The 19,765-nt window shown below is 39.6% G+C and carries 17 protein-coding genes and 1 riboswitch; of the genes, 5 read left to right on the top strand and 12 right to left on the bottom strand.

Features of this window, described 5'->3' with window-relative positions; genetic code table 11:
* Window positions 1–41: 41 nt before the first annotated feature.
* Both AC2JBO_RS30790 and AC2JBO_RS30785 read right to left on the bottom strand, forming a co-directional pair.
* On the bottom strand, window positions 42–569 hold the full coding sequence (locus AC2JBO_RS30790) for a hypothetical protein (protein ID WP_496957439.1): 528 nt from the start codon (window positions 567–569) through the stop codon (window positions 42–44).
* A 30-nt stretch (window positions 570–599) separates the two neighbouring features.
* Window positions 600–1,043, bottom strand: coding sequence for a Tse2 family ADP-ribosyltransferase toxin (locus tag AC2JBO_RS30785; protein WP_496957438.1), 444 nt, complete (start codon window positions 1,041–1,043; stop codon window positions 600–602).
* Between the two features lie 62 nt (window positions 1,044–1,105).
* On the opposite strand from AC2JBO_RS30785, the gene pgsA reads away from it, so the two are divergent.
* A complete protein-coding gene (gene pgsA / locus AC2JBO_RS30780) occupies window positions 1,106–1,624 on the top strand; it encodes a CDP-diacylglycerol--glycerol-3-phosphate 3-phosphatidyltransferase (protein ID WP_496957437.1) in 519 nt (172 codons plus the stop codon).
* A 56-nt stretch (window positions 1,625–1,680) separates the two neighbouring features.
* On the opposite strand, the gene AC2JBO_RS30775 is transcribed toward pgsA, so the two are convergent.
* The 4 genes from AC2JBO_RS30775 to deoC form a co-directional block, all read right to left on the bottom strand.
* Entirely contained in the window at window positions 1,681–2,823 is a 1,143-nt protein-coding gene (locus tag AC2JBO_RS30775; protein WP_496957436.1) for a glycosyltransferase family 4 protein, read from the bottom strand.
* A gap of 379 nt (window positions 2,824–3,202) precedes the next feature.
* Window positions 3,203–4,741 (bottom strand): MFS transporter, encoded by a 1,539-nt coding sequence (locus AC2JBO_RS30770; RefSeq protein ID WP_496957440.1) that lies wholly within the window; start codon window positions 4,739–4,741, stop codon window positions 3,203–3,205.
* Complete coding sequence (gene recO / locus AC2JBO_RS30765) at window positions 4,728–5,657, bottom strand: DNA repair protein RecO (RefSeq protein ID WP_496957435.1); 930 nt, start codon at window positions 5,655–5,657, stop codon at window positions 4,728–4,730. Before recO ends, AC2JBO_RS30770 begins: the two co-directional genes overlap by 14 nt.
* 14 nt (window positions 5,658–5,671) lie before the next feature.
* Complete coding sequence (gene deoC, locus AC2JBO_RS30760; protein WP_496957434.1) at window positions 5,672–6,385, bottom strand: deoxyribose-phosphate aldolase; 714 nt, start codon at window positions 6,383–6,385, stop codon at window positions 5,672–5,674.
* Between the two features lie 499 nt (window positions 6,386–6,884).
* Here deoC and AC2JBO_RS30755 point away from each other — a divergent pair, with 499 nt between their 5' ends.
* The gene (locus AC2JBO_RS30755) at window positions 6,885–10,319 is read left to right on the top strand and encodes an ATP-binding protein (protein WP_496957433.1); all 3,435 of its coding nucleotides are present in this window, start codon (window positions 6,885–6,887) and stop codon (window positions 10,317–10,319) included.
* Window positions 10,320–10,350: 31 nt separating this feature from the next.
* Here AC2JBO_RS30755 and AC2JBO_RS30750 read toward each other — a convergent pair whose 3' ends face one another.
* Both AC2JBO_RS30750 and AC2JBO_RS30745 read right to left on the bottom strand, forming a co-directional pair.
* Window positions 10,351–10,659, bottom strand: a complete 309-nt coding sequence (locus AC2JBO_RS30750) for a fertility inhibition FinO-like protein (RefSeq protein ID WP_496957432.1) — start codon at window positions 10,657–10,659, stop codon at window positions 10,351–10,353.
* Window positions 10,660–10,800: 141 nt separating this feature from the next.
* The gene (locus tag AC2JBO_RS30745) at window positions 10,801–11,397 is read right to left on the bottom strand and encodes a flavodoxin (protein WP_496957431.1); all 597 of its coding nucleotides are present in this window, start codon (window positions 11,395–11,397) and stop codon (window positions 10,801–10,803) included.
* Between the two features lie 242 nt (window positions 11,398–11,639).
* Here AC2JBO_RS30745 and AC2JBO_RS30740 point away from each other — a divergent pair, with 242 nt between their 5' ends.
* Together AC2JBO_RS30740 and AC2JBO_RS30735 are read left to right on the top strand one after the other, a co-directional pair.
* Window positions 11,640–12,143 (top strand): Fur family transcriptional regulator, encoded by a 504-nt coding sequence (locus tag AC2JBO_RS30740; protein WP_496957430.1) that lies wholly within the window; start codon window positions 11,640–11,642, stop codon window positions 12,141–12,143.
* Between the two features lie 224 nt (window positions 12,144–12,367).
* A riboswitch (cyclic di-AMP (ydaO/yuaA leader) is annotated at window positions 12,368–12,503 on the top strand.
* Between the two features lie 184 nt (window positions 12,504–12,687).
* The gene (locus tag AC2JBO_RS30735; protein ID WP_496957429.1) at window positions 12,688–13,380 is read left to right on the top strand and encodes a universal stress protein; all 693 of its coding nucleotides are present in this window, start codon (window positions 12,688–12,690) and stop codon (window positions 13,378–13,380) included.
* Window positions 13,381–13,486: 106 nt separating this feature from the next.
* Here AC2JBO_RS30735 and AC2JBO_RS30730 read toward each other — a convergent pair whose 3' ends face one another.
* The 3 genes from AC2JBO_RS30730 to AC2JBO_RS30720 form a co-directional block, all read right to left on the bottom strand.
* A complete protein-coding gene (locus tag AC2JBO_RS30730) occupies window positions 13,487–14,761 on the bottom strand; it encodes a M16 family metallopeptidase (protein ID WP_496957428.1) in 1,275 nt (424 codons plus the stop codon).
* A gap of 114 nt (window positions 14,762–14,875) precedes the next feature.
* Window positions 14,876–16,120: a hypothetical protein gene (locus tag AC2JBO_RS30725; protein WP_496957427.1), complete on the bottom strand. Its 1,245-nt coding sequence runs from the start codon at window positions 16,118–16,120 to the stop codon at window positions 14,876–14,878.
* Between the two features lie 234 nt (window positions 16,121–16,354).
* Window positions 16,355–17,032 (bottom strand): HAD family hydrolase, encoded by a 678-nt coding sequence (locus tag AC2JBO_RS30720; RefSeq protein WP_496957426.1) that lies wholly within the window; start codon window positions 17,030–17,032, stop codon window positions 16,355–16,357.
* Window positions 17,033–17,162: 130 nt separating this feature from the next.
* Between AC2JBO_RS30720 and AC2JBO_RS30715 the strand changes: the two genes are divergently transcribed.
* Complete coding sequence (locus AC2JBO_RS30715; protein ID WP_496957425.1) at window positions 17,163–17,933, top strand: glucosamine-6-phosphate deaminase; 771 nt, start codon at window positions 17,163–17,165, stop codon at window positions 17,931–17,933.
* A 187-nt stretch (window positions 17,934–18,120) separates the two neighbouring features.
* Here AC2JBO_RS30715 and AC2JBO_RS30710 read toward each other — a convergent pair whose 3' ends face one another.
* On the bottom strand, window positions 18,121–19,584 hold the full coding sequence (locus AC2JBO_RS30710; RefSeq protein WP_496957424.1) for an integrase: 1,464 nt from the start codon (window positions 19,582–19,584) through the stop codon (window positions 18,121–18,123).
* Window positions 19,585–19,765: the final 181 nt, after the last annotated feature.

Raw genomic sequence — 19,765 nt, 5'->3', positions numbered from 1 at the left:
CCAGAACTTTAGAGCAGGTAGGATTAGATTGTAAATAAATATTACTGCACAGTCAGCAATTGATTAAGTTTAGTTTTTAAATCTAGCGATGTGGTAAGTGGCTTATAGACCTCGCCTTCATAAGCTTTCCAGACATATCCTGAGCGAAAAGGCTGAAAATTTTGAGGTGAACCAGATTCTTGCCAAATACTAAGAGATAGAACTAAACCTGGGAAAGCGAAATTTGGTAAATCCTCTAATAATTCGTTGTAAGTTCTAAATTCATCAACTTCTACGCCTACCAATGCATAACGGAAACTAGGAGCAGAGAGCAAACCTTGATACAGCAATAAACCTAATTCTGTCATTGAATAAGCTGTTTCTGCGGTATCTACTCCTACTTCACTAATGTTATTAGGGCAAACTCTACACCACCAGTTGTCCTCAATATCTTGAAAAATACTTACCTGACATTCGGACTGAGTACCATTTGAAAGAGTCCAATAAACGCCATCAAAATGCCGCGAAAATTCCTGCGCGCGCGCTTGCTCGGAACCACATTCAGCAGATAAGCTAAATACCCATGCCATTAATGTTCTCCTATTAACTATACTAAGCTATTAAACGAGTACCCAATCGTTCTGGGTATCAGCTAAAGCTTTTTCATATTTTTCTAAAAGCATTGTGCTTCTTGGCATAATACTAACGTGATTAGGACTATCTTGAACTGCTTCGAGCGCTCCAATAATTTTGCCATCTTCAATTTGCCATAAAGGATCCTTCCCAGTGCCTCCAAATTTCATCGGTTTGCGAAATTCGGGCAAACTTTTAATTGACAGCGAAGTAGACATCCCTTTTTTGTTTCTAATTGCTGCATATACTACTTCATCAGTCAATTTACGTACCTTTTCAGGTAGTAAGTATCCATCTTCATCGAACCAACCCCTAGGCATTTGTTCAACGTCGATGTCTTTACCTGGTCTAACTCCCAGCAATCTGGCATTACGTCCTACTTTCGGTTTACCATTTTCCTCTACCATCCCCCGATAATAAAGTTGTGCCATCAGCTAGAATGATTTAGTCCTGTACAAAAGAATATTATAAATTTTACAAATAATTTTTATTAATGAATATTCCCAATTTAATTACTTTCTCTCGACTTTTGGGTATACCGTTTTTGCTGTATGGGTTGCAGAACCCTACACCGCAGGCAAGATGGATATGCTTGGTCATATTTTTGGTATGCGCGCTTACTGATTGGTTGGATGGATATCTCGCGCGTAAGTTAAATCAAATTACTGATTTGGGTAAGTTTCTTGACCCTTTGGTTGATAAGCTACTTGTACTGGCGCCTTTACTTTCGTTAATTGAGCTTGGGCAAATACCAGCTTGGGGAGTATTTGTGATTTTGGGTAGGGAGTTGGCGATAGCTGGTTGGCGTGTTAATCAAGCTACTATATCTGGAGCGAATATTTGGGGTAAGCTCAAAACGGTTAGTCAAATTATTGCGATAGCGCTTTTAATTGCACCGCTCGGAGAAAGTTGGAGACTACCCTCGCTGGCTGCGTTTTGGGTGTGTGTGGCACTGACTGTTATTTCTGGAGTTATTTATTTGTTGCCTTCAGAACCATTAAAAAGCCCTTAGTTTGGAACGGGCAAGGATGCCCATTCCACAATATGGATATAGAGGAAAGAGGGAAGCTAGGCGCCACGGAATATTTGTAAACGTGGTCTTTTTAAGACCTGAGTATACAGTTCTTCTAGTTGGGAAACATTTTTATCGAGCGTATAACGTTCAATAGCGCGCGCTCTGGCTTTTTGTCCAAGCACAACCGTCAGTTCTGGATGGTCTTGAAATAAGGGCAGTAAAGTTCTTAGTTGTGAACGCACACTCTTTGTATCTAATATTACTCCTGCTCCTTCTAACGCTTCTCCATCGGCACCGACATCTGTGGCAATACAAGCAATTCCACAAGCCATTGCTTCGAGTAAAGACAGCGATAAACCTTCAACTAATGAAGGTAGTATAAATACATCTGCACCCCGTAATATTTCTATTCTCCGCTGTTCGTCTGCTACAAAACCTAACCAAATAATGTTATGTTCGGCGCCGTAGAATGGTTCGAGAGAATTCTTTAATGGACCATCACCAACTATTAATAGCTTGCTTTGTGACCCCATTTGTGCTTGTCTCCACGCACGCAACAAAGACTCGACGTTCTTTTCTGCGGCAATACGTCCTTGATAAACAAACAAACGTTCGGCTTGAAATTTGGCTTTAATTGACGAAGCACCAGGAGAATATTTAATAGTATCTACGCCGTTGGGAATCACAGCAATATTATCTTCTGGTACACCCAAACGTGCTAATAACTCGCGCTGTATTTGCGAGAAAATAATCGTGGAATCGTAATTATATAGAAATGGCGCATAGAGTTGATATGCTAAAAGCTGCGTCCCTGATACCAGTTTGGCGCCTTTACCCGCAAACGGTGTGTGGAAAGTGGCTATTAGCGGTAAATTTAGCTCTTCGCAAATTTCCGGTAGTACAAAATCTAAAGGTGATAACGTTAGCGAGGCATGTACAATGTCAGGTCTAATACGTTTGAGCGACTGCGTTAACAATTTAGTCGCTTTAAAAGATGGAATCGTATAAACCTGAGATTTGTAAATAAAAGGTAAGGGGACTTCTTGACAATTCCATGAATTATCAGCATTCTGCTCAGTAGCAAAGTGCAGAAAGCTTACCTGATGTCCTCGGTCGAGCAATGCATTTGTAATTTCTCGACTGTAAGTGACGTTACCACAAAAGGGTGTTTTTTTTCCAATCCAAGCTATACGCATTCTTTAATTAGTTATTAACTTGCGGGTAAATGATGGTTTTTTAGTACTGCGACGTGCAAGCACGCTCTATGCTTCGGTACATCTACACTCTATGGACTTTTATTATCATAAAATCCCGCCGAAATATATAATAACCACTAAAAGTTAACTTTTGTCAATCACGCGCGCCGTTGTATTAGTTTAAAGTGCAATAGCTTTCTATCAAGTTGGTCAAATAATTACCCCTGACTGTATTTACTATCTGCGTAAATAAAATACATTCAATCTAAGTAAAATTTCTTGGGTTGAAGTAGATAATCAAACGCTGTTTTATCGAGTTTAACATTTCCGTAAGGGCTTTCGGTAAACTATATATTATGATTCATGTAAAAGACGGTGATTAAACAACACTTTCATTTTCAGATTTATACCGTGATAAGCCATAGCTCAAGAGGACTATAATTGCAAGTCCTAAGAATACTGCTTGGAGACCGAAAAATGTTTCAGCAACTCCAGCTAATGCCAACGGTAAAGAAAGAGCAATATTAATCACATTGTTTTGCAGCCCAAAAATTTTACCACGCATTTCTGGAGACGTCTGGGTTTGAATAAAGGTTTGTGTTGGTATCGCAATTAACGCTCCAAATATTCCCAATAACATAATTAACGTTAATGCAATATAAAGTTGTTTTGTAAATATTGACAGTCCAACTAACGATGCTGTCATTCCAATACATCCGTACAAACTCATTTGGCTGTGCTGCAACAGAGTACCAAACTTACTACCAATAATCATGGCGCCAATGCCAATCCCAATACCACCAGAAGCAAGTAAAAAACCAAACTGTTCAGCTTTCATGTTTGGTATAATTTCAGCCATTCTTACAGCTAAAACAGTCAGTGCGGCAAACACAGAAAATAAGGCTATTAACTGTAGGAGGGCGCCACGCAAGGGAAGATTCGATTTCAGATAGCGTAAACCGTCGCGCAAATCAGTCAGAACATGCGGCGCCTCGGTTGATGGATGTGGCTTTTCATGAGTACCAATAAGCAATAAAATCATCCCAGCAAGCGCATAGCTTCCACCCACTACAAATTCTTTACCCAAATTGTTAAAAAAGCCTAGTTGACTCCAAACTCTATCTGCGAAATTGAGCATCGGTTCTCCTACCGCAAACCCAATAATCACCGATGCCATCATCGTAGTTGTATACAGTGAGTTCGCAGTTAGCAAATTTTTTTCTTCAACGATTAAAGGAATAGCAGCTTGTTCAGCTGGTGCAAAAAATTGTGTTAAAGTCGAGACTAAAAAAGTTACCGCCAAAATAATTAAAAAACCCACAGGTAAGGCACCAACTGGTTGTAAGTTATGTGTTAACCACAACAGCATTGGTATAACAAAAACGAATAGACCACGTAAAACATTTGTAGCTACTAAAACTATTTTCTTCGACCAACGGTCTACAAACACACCAGCTAACGAACCAAATAGTACTGCTGGAATTGTAAAAGCCATCATGACCGCTGAAACCCAACCACTAATTGTTTGATCTGCAGTTTGGAAGTGGGTTTTAATCAAAGCAATCATTAGTACTAAGTACACTTTATCAGCCAGTTGGCAGAAAACTTGACCTCCCCAAAGTGCCAAGAAACTTGGGTTTTTTAATACAGGTAAAAATCCAGTACGGTTATCATCAGTAGATTCTACAGTTTCTACAGAGTCTCCACCTCCCTTGCCGTTAGTTAAAGATGAAGTACCATTTTCTGTAGTCGAGGCGCCATTTTTTGCATTCGCATCAATTGGAGACACTTTGATGAATGTCGGCGGTGATGTAGAATCGGCAGGATGATTACTGCTAGATATGGGTGTTCGATTTGGCTTTGCGAGGTGAGATGGTAATGGATGATTGGTTTTTTTTTCTAGTTCAGACGGTTGCATCATAATTAGCAGCAAAATAAGAATCTATTAAGGCAGCAGAGCGTATTGAGCGTCCTAAATGGTATTGAGCATATTGCCGTAATACCTGCTCAACAGATAACCAACTCTTTTCGTGAGTATTGTCCTCTCTTGAGTTATGACTATGAGTAATATCTAATTGCGGTAACTGCTGAAACAGAAATAATTCTGTCGCATTTAGGCGCTTGGTTAGTGTGGGTAACTCAATAGAGTGGTGGATTGTTTCGTATAGTTGTGTCTTATAACTCCCTCCAGTTTCACGTAAAATATTCGATGAAGTTTCCTCCTCGTTTAACTGGTTTTGTGCAGAACGTATTTTTTCCCATTCAGCTAAACAAATAGTTCCACCAGCATTGACGCTAAATCCAACCTGGTTGCGTGCGGCGCCAAAATCTGGAGTTAAAGGGCGCCGAGTCAAACAACAAGCTTCAACTTGGGGTGCAAACCCAGCTAAAGCGAGGAACTGAAAAACTGCATGGCAAAGTTGTGCGACTACTTGTAATGAGTTATTAGTACCAACATCTTCTAAACGGGCTAAATGCTCGTTGAGTAACTCGTATAGTTCTTCTTGAGGGTTTTCGCTCAATGCTTGGCACAAAACTATTTCAGCCAAGTATTGACTCGCGGCTAATTTTCCTAAATCTTTAGCCAAACCCGGATATGATTTTACAGTCGAAGCTTGTGTAATTTTGTCGAGTGACCGTCCTTTGGCAATCAGTACTTCGTTAACTACAAACATTGCACTTCTACCCCCTAAACTTGAGTTGTGCTTACGCGCGCCCGGTGCAATGGCTGTAAGTAAACCGTACTCTTTAGTTAAAATAGTCACTAACCTATCTGATTCGCCAAATACTTGGTTTTTCAGATTAATACCAGTTGCTTTGTAAGTTTTACTCATTAGTCACACAGACGTTAATAACTACCAGACGGGACACCTGTATCGCGCTGTTTGAGCAATTCGACACTGCGCGAAGTCCCTAGTCGAGATGCCCCCGCTAATATTAAGTCTAAAGCTGCTTGTGGCGTCCGAATACCTCCTGAAGCTTTAATTCCAACTCGATCTCGTGCAACCTCTTTCAAAAGACGTACATCTTCTACCGTGGCGCCTCCGTTCCATCCCGTACTTGTCTTCAAAAATGCGGCGCCTGCATCCATTGCAATTTCCGCACCCAGACGCTTCTCAGTATCTGTCAGTAAGCTTGTTTCTAATATTACCTTAATATTTTGTCCAGTTGCTTCACAAATATCAGCAATTTCACGGAAGACTTGTTCGGTTTTCCCCGCTTTTAACCAGCCTAAATTTAACACAACATCTAGCTCGGTGGCGCCATTTTCTGCCGCTTCCTGTGCCTCATACAGCTTTGTAGCACTCGTCGTTGCCCCCGTAGGAAAACCAATCACCGTACAAACGAGAGGACTTTTATTGTGTAAAAGCTCTGCCGCCAGCTTTACATAGGTAGGATATACACATACTGACGCAAACCGATATCTATCGGCTTGTTCACACCATTGCTCAACCATATCCGGTGTTGCCGTCGGAACCAGCAGCGAATGGTCGATATATGGCGCAATATCTATATCTGAATAATCTTTGTCCGAATAGTCTTTACCTAAATATGCTGCCACTAAATTTTTACCAAACTATATATTATAAAATCTTATCAAAACTTAAGACTATTTTAATAAACTAAACCATTTTTCCCATCTTGTGCAACAGTTGTGGAACAGGCATCCCTGCCTGTTTCTTTATTATGACCCAGTGTTTAATCCCCCCTGACCCCCCTTAATAAGGCTACCGTGTACACACAAGTCTCTAAAAGTAACTTTTCTTTTCTTTCTTTGCGCCTTTGCGTCCTTTGCGGTTATTTTTTTTACGAACCGCAAAGTACGCAAAGTACGCAAAGAAAGAATTAAGAAGAAAGAACACCCCAGAATTAATGACACAGACCACTAACTTTGTTTGTAACAAATAACTTATCCGTTACATTTGTTGCAAACGGACTCTTCAAAATAAAGCAGCGCCGACTTATGGAAAGCATTTGATTATTTATGCTATAGTATATTGTGCTGAATTCGACCGTCTCCACATTTACGATTTTTTACAAATTCAGGAGAAAAATGGTAAATGAATAATGGGCACCAAGTAGATTTCTTCTCAGGAACAGGCGAAATGAGTGTACTGATGCGAGGTTTTGACTGGGCAAGTACACCAGTTGGTGCGGTTGATACATGGTCGCAAAGCCTTAAAAGTACTGTTAGAACTCTTTTAGCTTCACGGTATCCCATGATTTTAATTTGGGGTGAGCATTTAATTCAGTTCTACAATGATGCTTACTCGAAGCTTATCGGTGATAAACATCCTCACGCTCTTGGTATTGATATTAGAATTACGTTGGCTGAAGCTTGGGATACGCTTGGTCCAATGATTAATGAAGTTATGACAACTGGGATGGCTAATTGGGTTGAGGCTCAAATGCTGGTTTTAGAGCGTTCCGGTTATCGTGAAGAGTCTTATTTTAGCCTTTCTCATGCTCCTGCTGAAAATGATGTAGGGCAAATTGTCGGTATGTTTTGTGTTTGTAGCGAGGTAACGCAACAGGTTTTGGGAGAGCGTAGGTTACGACTGCTTCGTGACCTTGCTTCTAAAGCTGGTGAAACTCGGAATGTTGAAAAAACATGTCGCGATATTACGTTTTCAATTGCTCAACATCCTCTTGATGTACCGTTTGCACTAATTTATCTTCGCTCGACAGATGGAAAAATTACGCTTTATAGTAAGGTTGGGGTTCCCGATAGTGAGCTTCTCAGCCCTGTTTCAATAGATTTAGATAATTTAAATAATTTAGATAATATACATATCTCGGTGCCTCAACAAGATATATGGTCGCTACGAAAAGCTGCTGTTGGTGAAACTGTTTTAATTGAGAATATAAACCAGCATCAATTTTTACCAGGTGGTCCTTGGAACGAACCTACTAGTACGGCACTTGTTATGCCCATCGCTTCATCAACTGGGGCGCCTCTTGGTGTTATGGTTGCTGGTGTTAGCCCTAACCGCGCGCTTGATGAAGGTTATAGTTCATTTTATGAACTTCTTGTAGGTCAAGTCTCTGTAGCTATACGAAACACTCAAGTTCATGAAGAAGAACGTCAACGAGCTGAGAAGCTTGCCGAACTTGACAGAGTAAAAACTGTATTTTTCTCTAACATCAGTCATGAGTTTCGCACTCCTTTGACGCTAATGTTAAGTCCTTTGGAGGATGCGCTTAATGACCCGGAAATTACGGCAACTGTAAGAGAGCAAATTGCCGTGGCTCACCGTAATAGTTTAAGATTACTGAAACTTGTGAATACGCTCCTTGATTTCTCCCGTATCGAAGCAAAACGAATTGAAGCAAATTACGAGCTGACGGACTTAGCGACATTAACAACAGATTTAGCGAGTATGTTTCGGGCTGCAATTGAAAAAGCTGGCTTAGAGCTTGTAGTTAATTGTCCACCATTAGAAGAACCTGTGTATGTTGACCGGGATATGTGGGAGAAAATTATCCTTAACCTTCTCTCAAACGCCTTGAAATTTACTCAACAGGGAAAAATTACGGTTCAACAGCGTAGAATTGGGAAGAATATTGAGCTAAAGGTTGAAGATACAGGTATTGGAATTCACTCTTCTGAGCTTGAAAATATATTTAAACGATTTCATCGCGTTGAAGGAACACAAGGCCGAACTTACGAAGGTAGTGGTATTGGGCTTGCGCTTGTACAAGAACTAGTACAACTTCATGATGGTACTGTACAGGTAGATAGTATATATGGTCAAGGGAGTACTTTTACTGTTTCAGTTCCATCTCGTACACACCAACCTTCTGCCTCACAAATTGCCTCACAAATTGCCTCACAAATTGAACCTGAGCGCGCGCTAACAACAGTAAGTATTAGGACAGACGCATTTGTTGAAGAAGCATTTGGGTGGTTGGTCAATGATACACACTCGGTTGAAGCAGTAAATATCCTTGATACAAACCAATCTCGACCGCGCGTACTTCTAGCAGATGATAATGCAGATATGCGTGAATACGTGCGGAAACTTTTATGCACACAATATGAAGTTGTAACTGTCGCAGATGGCGAAGCAGCTTTTGAAAGTGTACTCCAACAAGTCCCAGACTTAATATTAAGCGATGTAATGATGCCGAAACTTGATGGTTTTGGTCTTCTTAGTAAATTGCGCTCAAACGAACGTACTCGCTGTATACCAATTGTACTTCTTTCAGCGAGAGCAGGCTCAGAATCACGTGTTGAGGGACTTTTATCGGGAGCGGACGATTATTTAGTCAAGCCTTTTAGCGCGCGAGAGCTTTTGGCTCGGGTAAAGGCGACTTTGGAAATGGCTTCGTTACGACAAGAAGCTGAGTCGTCAAGAATGAAAGTTGAAGCAGCGAAGGAACGGGAAACTATTCTCGAACGGATAACTGATGTTTTCTACGGTCTTGATCAACAATGGCGTTTTACTTATGTAAACAGAAGGTGTGAAGAATACTTTGGCAGAAACCGTTCGGATATGCTAGGGAAAGTTATTTGGGAGGAATTTGAGGTAGCAAAGGGAACTGTTTTTGAAGAACAGTATTATAAAGCTATGGACGAGCAAGTTCCAGTTCAATTTGAAGTACTAGCTCCTTATTCTAAGCTTTGGGTAGAAGTATGTGCCTACCCTTCTCTTGACGGGCTTTCAGTTTACTTACGTGATATTACTGAGCGTAAGCAGTTAGAATTTAACCGAGAAGCGCTTTTAGACAGTGAACGAGCAGCCCGCGCGCAAGCCGAACTTTTAGGGCGCCTCAAGGATGAATTTTTAGCAACTGTTTCCCATGAGTTAAGGACACCACTTAACACTATCCTTGGTTGGGCACAAATTTTACGTAAACAAAAGAATATCAGCGCAGAATTTAGCAAAGGTCTTGAGGTTATTGAAAGAAACTCACGCGCGCAAGCAAGAATTATCGAAGACCTTCTTGATATGAGCCTAATTATTTTAGGCAAAACTAAACTCGAATTAAAAAACGTTAACCTTACTGAATTAATTCAACTCGCTAAAGAATCTCTTACTCCAGCTGCACAAGCAAAGGAAATACAGTTCCAAATACTTGTAGATGTTCAGCGAGATGTTCAACCTATTTCTATACTTGGTGATGAAAATAGGTTACAACAAGTTATATGGAATCTTATATCAAATTCGATTAAATTTACACCTAAAGGCGGAACAGTAAGCGTGTCTCTGAAAAAGATAAACTCATATGTTGAACTTGTAGTTAGTGACACGGGTATTGGTATAAAACCGGAATTTTTGCCTTGTGTATTCGACCGTTTCCGACAAGCAGACTCTTCTAGTACCCGCTCTTTTGGTGGTTTAGGTTTAGGACTTTCAATTGTAAAGCACTTTGTTGAGTCTCACGGTGGTACTGTACAAGCTGCAAGTGCTGGAGAGGGAAAAGGCACCACGTTTACTGTTATACTGCCTGTTCAATATCCCCATAATAATGTAGAGACTAAACATCTTTAGTCTCTACAACAACAACAACATTAAAATAAAATTACGAAGCAACAGGTTCTGCTTCTGGTTGAGGTTTTGCTTTCTTCTCGAAGACTTGTATGTTGGGTTCTGCTAAAATAAATCCGTTTTCTGTAGCGGCGCCCATTTTACCAGCAATTGCAGCAACCCACATCGGATAATTAGCTTGGGCATCTTCTAACTTTTTGAATACTTTTGGCTTAATCGTTATGGTAATAATTCTACCATCACAATCAACGTCAAAAGACTTCCAATTATTCTCCGCTGTTTTAACATCGGATGGAAACTCATTAATTTTGAGAGTGACTTCTAGTTTGCCTTGTGTTGTCATGGCGCCACCTTTATCTAACTCTTAAATGTTTTGTATGTTACTTGAACATCAAAAATGTTACACTTACGCCGTTTGAATGTAACTTAATTATTGCAAATCTTTATATTTTGATAATTTGTGTAACAATTGTTAGAATATTTGTTAGAAATGCTGTTTAATTTGAGCTACCCAGATGCGAATGCGCTCTAGAGTTAATTCAGGTTGGTTATCTTCATCTATCGCAAGTCCAACAAATTCTCCCTGAGTAGAAGCTCTAGTGCCATTTCTGAGTTGTATTACTTGACCCTCAATTATCGCTATTGACCCATTACTCAATTCAACTGGTCTACGACTAATTAAAGCTTTGGATTCTTCAAAATTGTAACCTTCTGTAGACCAACAACCAACCCTAATACCTCCTAATAAGGTTATCTTAGTTGCTAATATCCCCATCGCATCAACAAAGTTGTATGGATATTCTACTTGGTCTCCTAAACCAAAGTATGCAACTTTTTTATTCCGAAAATTTATATTTTCAAGCCTTGGCAAAAAAACTTCCCAATCACTCTGTAACCTCCCAATACCCCAAGTTGGCGAGCCAATAATTAGTTTATCATACTTTGCAAAATCTTCCTCGCTAGCTTCTGCTACGCAATACAATTTTACTATCTCTTTGCCAAACTCATTCCGTATTAATTCAGCTATAGCATCGGTGTTACCCGTTGTACTGCTATAAAACAGTCCGATTTTTGCAGACATTGTACTCTCAACCTTCACGTTTGATTTACTAGTTGTTGCAATTTATAATCAACTAATAAGACATTACAGTAAAATGAAATTTATTGCAAAAAGTTTGCACTAAAATTCTTATATCCCTTTCTCAATAATACTTTTTATTGCAAATCACTCCGTAATGGCACAGTATTGTTAATCTATACACATTAGCTGCTGCGTCTTTACGGCGCCTTTGCTAGTACTAAAATATTATTCAAGAGTCCATTATGGATACATCAGGTTCTCTCAAGTCTGAGCTTAATGCAAAAGGATGGCGTTTTACTTCCCAACGTGAAGTAATATTGCAGCTTTTTGAAAATCTTCCTCAAGGCAGTCATTTAAGCGCAGAGGAAGTGCATGAGTTGTTATCGGAGCGTGAAGAAAAAATCAGCTTGTCAACGATATACCGGACTTTAAAGCTAATGACTCGGATGAAAATTTTACGTGAGTTGGAGTTAGCAGAAGTTCATAAGCACTATGAGTTAAACACCAACTCCCAAAATAACCATCACCATGCAGTGTGTATTCAGTGTAATATGACCGTGGAGTTTGAAAATAGTTCAGTTTTCAAACAAGCCTTGAAACAGGTAGAAAAAGCTGGTTTGGATATGCTTGACTGTCAGCTCACCATTCATACTATCTGCCCTGAAGCTATACGTAAAGGATGGCCTGCAATGCTTCCAAATAATTGGCTTTGTACGCGCGCTATCCAATCTAGGGAGCAAAAGTAATCAAATGTAAAGATTAATTAAGTTAAATCGAAAAAATTAAGTTAATTTATATTAATATACTTTGCTTTAAGATTCCGTGCTTCTTAAGCAAGTCGGGAATCTTACACACCCGCAAAATTAATCTAAGGATAGATATTTTAGCAGCAATAACATATATAATCATATATTGTTATCGAGTTACGTTAAGTCAACCTGATATATATACCTATGTACATCCGTTGATTCAAAATAGGTAGCTGAATCTAAATTCAGTACAACTGAATTTAGAACGGAGGAACCAGTTCTTTGGGGCTAATCTATGAGAGGCACCTTCCAGCCTTTGCCCGTCAGCTAACTCCGTAAGCTTTGGAAGGAACTCCCTTATATATGGCTGTAATAACAGTTTAATTCGGGTTTCCTTATCATCAATTTTAGATTTGCTTATTATAAGTAAGTGAAGTGTCATCAAATCTTGACAATTCATTAATTAAAACATGAGAATATCTAAGATTGACATCTCCACTCCTTTGCGCGTTGTTCTTTATATCTGGAGAGAAGTGAAACTGTGAAAATAAAGCCAATGTTAACTCGACTTCAAAACACTATTGGTCGAGATGATTTAATCGAGCAAATGATACTGGCACCATCTGCAAGTTGGAGCATGACGGCAACAAATAGTAACTTCACGAGTATTGACAAGAATGATGGACTTGGAAATACGGCAAAGTTTATTGTTGCGTACAACAGTTCTTGTTACAGCCATACTGCACTGGATATAGCTTTATGTATGGCACATCAAGCAAGGTTAGCGTCAAACATGCGAGTGCTAGTTCAAGCTGTTTATGTAGTCGAGGAAGAACAAAACTGCTACATAGGTGATACACGAGATACACGAGATACTTATATTAATACTAGTAGTCAACCTACTTATGAGTATTTCGCTTGTGATTTACCAAATACGTCAAAATCTGTTACACCCGTGTTATTGGAACAAAGATTTCACGAAAGCTGTTTGACAAAGATAGAGCAAGCAGATAATATTCTTTATTCCGCGCGTTCTTTAGCGGAAGAATGGCAAAGTAATTTTAAAGCATATTTACGCTTTGGCTCTGTTGCAGCTGAACTCAAGCAAGTTGTTCAATCTGAAAACGCGGATATATTGTTTTTGGGTTGTAAGTCTTTTTACCACCCACTAGTTCAGTCTTTAGGTTCTGACTTAGGATGTACTATTTTAGGAATCCCGACTTCGATAGATTAGTTTGAAATTTAGTTTGAGATTAAGTTTGAAATTTAGTTTAAAATTTTTGATACCCCCCGACTTGGTAAAAGAAGGGGGGTATTTGATGTTTTGCGTTCAAAACGGCTTAAAAAGGTTTTACAATTACTGCACCGTAAGCATCATTTGGTAAATATTTTTTTGCTGCTTGCATTAAGTGTGTGGAATTTTGCCCTTGAATGTGAGAAGGGTAATCAAAAGCTGGTTCTAAGGCGCCTACGAGTGATTGATAATAACCATATAAAGAAGCTCTATCGCTGGGAGATTCATTCGCGAAAACAAATCGCTTTGCGACCTGAGAACTAATACGGGTTAGTTCGGAAGCACTAACTGGTTCAGCAGAAAGCGCACGGATGTGTTCGCATATAACATTTTCTACTATTTCTAAATTTTCTACCGGACACTGTGCTGAAACATAAAATATTCCTTGGTGTTGAAAATTCATGTTGCTGGCGCCGATGTGCGATACTAAACCTCTATTTTCTCGCAGGTCACGTACTAACCTAGATGTACGTCCATGTCCTAAAATTGCTGCGAGTACATCTAAAGCATAGGTTTGACTCAGGTCGTTCAACCCAGGAACTCGCCAAATCATTGCTAAACGCGCTTGTTGTAAGCTTTTATCTATATGTACACTGCGAACAATTTTCTTAAATGGTGTTTCTGGTTGACTTATTGTTTTTTGATATGGTGTTTGCTCCTTATCATTGGCAAACCCTAAAATAACGGTATCGATTAACTTTTCGACGGGCAAGTTACCTACAACTACTGCTGTCATTGACTTTGGCTGATACCAATGCGAATGGAAATCTCGCATTTGCTGGGGTTGAAGCTGTGATACTACTGAAGTGCTTCCTAACACCTGACGACGATACGGTGATTCACAAAAGGACATGTCCATCATTTTAGTAAAGATTCGGCGCCGAGGATTATCATCACTCCTGCGAATTTCTTCTAATACTACTAACCTTTCGCGTTCAAATGCATCATCGGGAATTAACGGGTTTAATACCACATCCATTTGCAACGGCGCCAGTTCAGTAAAATCTTGAGGGGCACAAGTTAGATAGTAATGTGTATAGTCTTGGCTAGTAGCAGCATTTGTTACAGCACCACGCTGCTCAATTCTTCGTTCAAATTCTCCGCTTTGTAGTCTTTGAGTTCCTTTAAATATCATATGCTCAAGAAAATGAGCCATTCCATTAATTTCGTCAGGTTCTGAGTAACTACCAATCGAAAGCCATAAACTTAAGTTTACAGCATCAATAGGCATTTGCTCTGCTACTATCGTTAGACCATTGGGTAAGTAGTGTATTTGTGGAGCGTTGAGACGAGGTAGTCTTTCTAGGGTTGAGGAGGTCATCAGGTAAAGGGGTGCATGTGCGCGTTTATTAATTCTATTCTACCTACAACGTTTATGTTTCAACTTTTCTTAATAAAACCAAATAATGGTAAACGCACCCAGCACTACTATTCTTTATTGCGAATAGTTAATTTGCATTTCTTCTAATTTATCTATCGAGAAATTTTCTTTTGTGTTATAATCTCCTAAAATCGGCTTGAACTCATTTTGTCCATCAAAAGTATCTTGATTTTTATTTTGAATGGGTTTTTTGGGATTTTTAACCGTCTTTTGGCTGACTTTTTGAACTACGGGCGCCTTTTTGGGATTAACGGCTTGAAACGATTGGGATAATATTTGTTTGTCCCATCTAGCAATATATTCATTTGCCTTCTTATAAAGAGGACGGTCTTTTTCGATTAACTTTGCTTCATTAATTGCCATCTTCAAAGATATCTCATCATTCTTAGTAGCCAACTTCTTAGCTTCTTCCAAGTAAGTGCTATCTTCTAAAACAGCAATTTTCTTCTCTGTCTCAGTAGTCAATTTACGCGCGTCTTCACGATGAGATTCAGAAATCACCATACTTGCTTCAACTAGAGCAGCCCGCATATCGTCAATCTTATCAGAATTAGCAAGCGCGCGCGCCTTTTTTAATTGACCGAAGTCGTCGTCATTCCTAACATCGTTTGTACTACTTGCGCTGCTTATATCAGTATCAGTCTCAGATTTTTGAAATGCTGATTTTTGCTCCTTATCCGCTTTTTCTTTGTTTTCACGGGCGCCTTGAATGTGATGAACTAATTCATAATATTTAGTATTCGCCCAATAATCATTTTTCAAAGTTTGTAGCTGTTTAGCTTTATTGAGAGCAGTGTACCAGTTTTTAGAGGCATTATCTTCAACCTGCGACAAAGCGGAAGCATAAATTCCTTCAGCTTGCGACCATATCGACTGCCAATCTTTAATTTGTTCCTTCACCACTTGAGAAGAAGAATGATTATCAGGAATTTCTTCGGCAATTTCAACAGCTTTATGTAAATCACCTTCATGAAAAGCTTTTTGACTTAAGTGCATCGTAGCTTCTGACCAGCGTTGAATCAAATTATCAGCGTTGGGACGCAAGGGGTTATCTGGGGGAATAGAGTCAACCAATTTCATCGCTCTTCCTAATTTGGATGTGTCTTGTAGATCAACCAAAGTGCTTGCACAATATATTATTGCAGCAGCTGTATCCATGCTTGATTCTGAAACACAGCTACTTTCCTCGGGAGATTTTGCTAAATACGAAACAGCACCAACTGCCAAACCGCTTGTTGCGAGGAGTATAGTTAGAATCCAATGCCACCATCTCGTAAAGGGTAAATACCGTATACTCATATAGTTGTAACTAGGTAATACTTGAGTGCTTACTTAGTATTCCCAGTTACAAAACGAAAATCACATTTTTGATCCCCGTTCCTCTCTTCTCTGTGTCACGCCAGTCGCCTCAAATAGGCAAGCCGCTCACGGATCTGACTCATCTGCGTCTCTGTGGTAAATATATATACCTAAAATTCTGTCTTTGCGTTCTTTGCGTCCTTTGCGGTTCGATTTTCTTACTACAGAGTTATATTACTTACTGGTAACGGATGTTTGTTGTATCTGAGAAGTAAAGAACGTCCAGAGGTGTAAGTCTGTAAAATCGGGTATTGCCATAAAGGCGCCTAGCGAGCATAATTTATCTGGGTCGTGAGTTGATGCAACACCAATCGTTCTTAGACCAGCACCGACTGCTGATTTAATACCAGAGGGTGAGTCTTCGAGTGCGATAGCGTTTTCTAAACTAACTTCCAAACGTTCTACAGCAACCCGATACGGTGTAGGGTCTGGTTTTGCTGCTGCTTCGTTTTCTGCTAGCACTATCAGTTCAAATGCGGTTTTTAGTCCTAAGACATCTAACATAAAATGAGCATTCGCACGCGGTGCGTTTGTAACTAACGCGCGTTTGATGTGGTGTATTTCAGTCCAAGTTAATAGTTCATTAAGTCCAGGTAAACGTTGTAAACATGGTGCCATATCGCGAAACATCGCTTCTTTTTCATCAGCAAATTCCACAGCTTCTTGTGTTGATAACTGTGGTAAGATATCTGCGAGTATTTCTGGATTTAATCTCCCGCTAATATTGTTTTGGTAAAAACTTTCGTCTATATGTATATCGTACCGACTTAGCATTTTCTGCCAAGCTAAGAAATGGATGGGGTCAGTATTGACGAGAGTGCCATCTAAGTCAAACAGAACAGCTGTCAGCATAATTCCTTGTAAACTATTATGAAGTTTAATTAATTAGTGTACATGATAATAGGTTGTGTTTGGTGGACTTTGCTTGATGAAGAGGAAAACTATAATAAAAGTTGCCCTCTGACATTAATCTAAAGTCCCGATGATAACTGCTTTTAAGAATTTTCGCGTCTCGGAGCTACAGGTAAGCGTCTATAATTCTGAAGCCGAGATAGCGCGCGCTGCTGCGTTTCAAGCCAATGAGTATTTATGTCACGTATTGCAGTCGCAGTCAACAGTAAGTGTACTATTAGCTACAGGTAATTCACAGTTGAAGTTTTTAGACGAGTTGATATCACTGGGTGGAATTGATTGGTCACGAGTTACTTGTTTCCATTTAGACGAGTATTTAGGAATTTCGGCAGACCATTCTGCGAGTTTTCGACGGTATTTAAAGGAGAGGGTTGAACAAAAAGTTAATCTGAAGGTGTTTCACTATATAGAGGGTGATACACAACAACCGTTAACAGAGTGCGCGCGCTACACAAATCTTTTGCAAGCGCAGCCGATAGATTTGTGTATGCTAGGTATTGGTGAGAATGGGCATTTAGCGTTTAATGACCCAAAAGTTGCAAATTTTGATGACCCATACGTTATTAAATTAGTCAAGCTTGATGAAGTGAACCGTCAGCAACAGGTTAATACTCGATACTTTTGTAATATTGAACAAGTACCCCAGTATGCTTTCACTGTTACGATGCCTGTTATTTGTGCTGCTAAAAAAATTATCTGTCTGGCGCCGAGTTTACGTAAGGCAGAAATTATCAAAACAATGTTGAAATCCTCGGTTACTCCTAGTTGTCCTGCTTCTATTTTACGTCATTATTCACAAGCGATGTTGTTTTTGGACGTTGATTCTGCTAGTTTACTGTAATTTAGTGCGTCACAGTGTAGGGTGCGTGGCGCCAAGAACAACCTTAAATACAAATAAAAATCGTTTGGCGCCACGCACCATCTCTAAATTACAGTGTGATGGTGCGTTACAGCATTAAATTTTCGCTTCGTTGTTTGATTTTGTTGCTGTGACACACCCTACGTTTTATGACCGTTGCAAATGAAGATTAAATTAAGAATTCTCCTAATTGGTGTTTGAGTAGAAGGGATTTTAAGGTGTTGTTTTCCGCTTTTAAGGCGATGTTTTCGGCTTCTAGCTCTTTGTTTCTTTCTTGAAGTGCTTCTAAATTTTTTCCTACTCGATGGATGACTACTTCTTTATAAATTTCTAGGTTGGCATCTTCACTCATCCAACGTTGATAGGTTTTTGTGTGTTCGTTGACTGTGTGTCCCATGTAGTCGGACATTGTTTTGATGGGGACTCTTAAACGATGTCCACGTATTGCATATGCGTGACGCAGGTCGTAGGGACGGAAGTCTAATTTGACGCTTCTAAACCGGATATGCAGTTTCGCTGTTTGGTTGTTTAATGTTCGTCCCAATGCTGGCGCCTTGATATTTTTTAAATCGAATAGTTCTACCCAGTGTGGGTATAAGGGTGGTACACCACAGTTACGTTCGCCAGTTTTTGTTCCTTCTGTTAAGGCAGGGTTTAATCTAATTAGGTGGAAGGTGTTATCGCGACTTGTAAAAGCTTCTAAGTCTACTGCAAATAGTTCATGTGGTCTCAACCCGTAAGTCGCCAACATTCCGTATGCCCACTGCCATTGTTCAGGGAATGTAATATTTTGTTTACTAGCATACGGTGAAAGCGGCGCCCCTATTACGCGAAAACCTTCGATTATTTCTTCGTCTGTGGGAACTCTTCTAATTGTGGGACTAGGGTTTGGAGTCGCATAAGCTGTAATATTTTTAACGGCGTCTATACCACAAAAGTCTGAGAATTTTTTCAACTGCCAGGATAAGTAAAAACGTGAGGAACTGTTTGGTTGAGTTTTCTCTAAGGCAGTTTCTATTGCTTGTAATGTTAAAGGCTCATCTTGGGGTAGTTTATTCAGATGTCGGAGGTAATGACTTTCCCAAGTGCGTATTCCTTGACGGTTACGTGCGTGAGTTTTCCAAAATGCTTGTTCGTATTCTTTGATGAGTTCGGAAATTAACTTTTGAGGTTTTTGTGTATCTGGTAGTTTTTTCTGCGCTTGTTTTCCCAATAATTCAGCAGTCCATTGAAATTGTTTCGTCACTAATAATAAATCTAACTCGCGCGCTTTGGTAATAGCAAGTTTTAAACCAACATCATTTGCCGTAAAACCAAGAGAAATGATATACTGTTTATTAGGACTTCTATTTTTTCCTACATCCCCAGGTTTACAGGGAAAAGTACCTTGTAATCCAATTGATTTAGCAGTTGTTAATTTCAGCTTAACTTTTACCCTTTCCAGTAATAACGCCGAATTAGCCAGTTGAACTGAGTGCTTCATGCGTAAATACTCACGTTCTAGTTTCGCAAACTCGTCGGATGCGGGACTTTTCGCTTTCCACTGCTTCCATTTGGCTGGTTCCCACCTTTCGATTGGTGTATCATCCCACTCAGCTTTACGAGGGTCATATGTACTATTTAAGCTAGACATATAGGAAGCTCTAAATTATTACTTAAGAGAATGATATAAGGCAAACACACAGAAAAATCAATGCCTAGTAGTCCATGTCAAAAGTTTTAGGGTGTAAGAGGATTAACCACAAAGACACAAAGAACACAAAGATAAGAGTTAAGAGAATGAGATATTGGCGCCTACACCCCAGAATTAATGA

It is taken from the genome of Calothrix sp. CBUCES-K 9914 (assembly GCF_059640475.1).
This window is presented reverse-complemented; position numbering and strand designations above follow the sequence as displayed.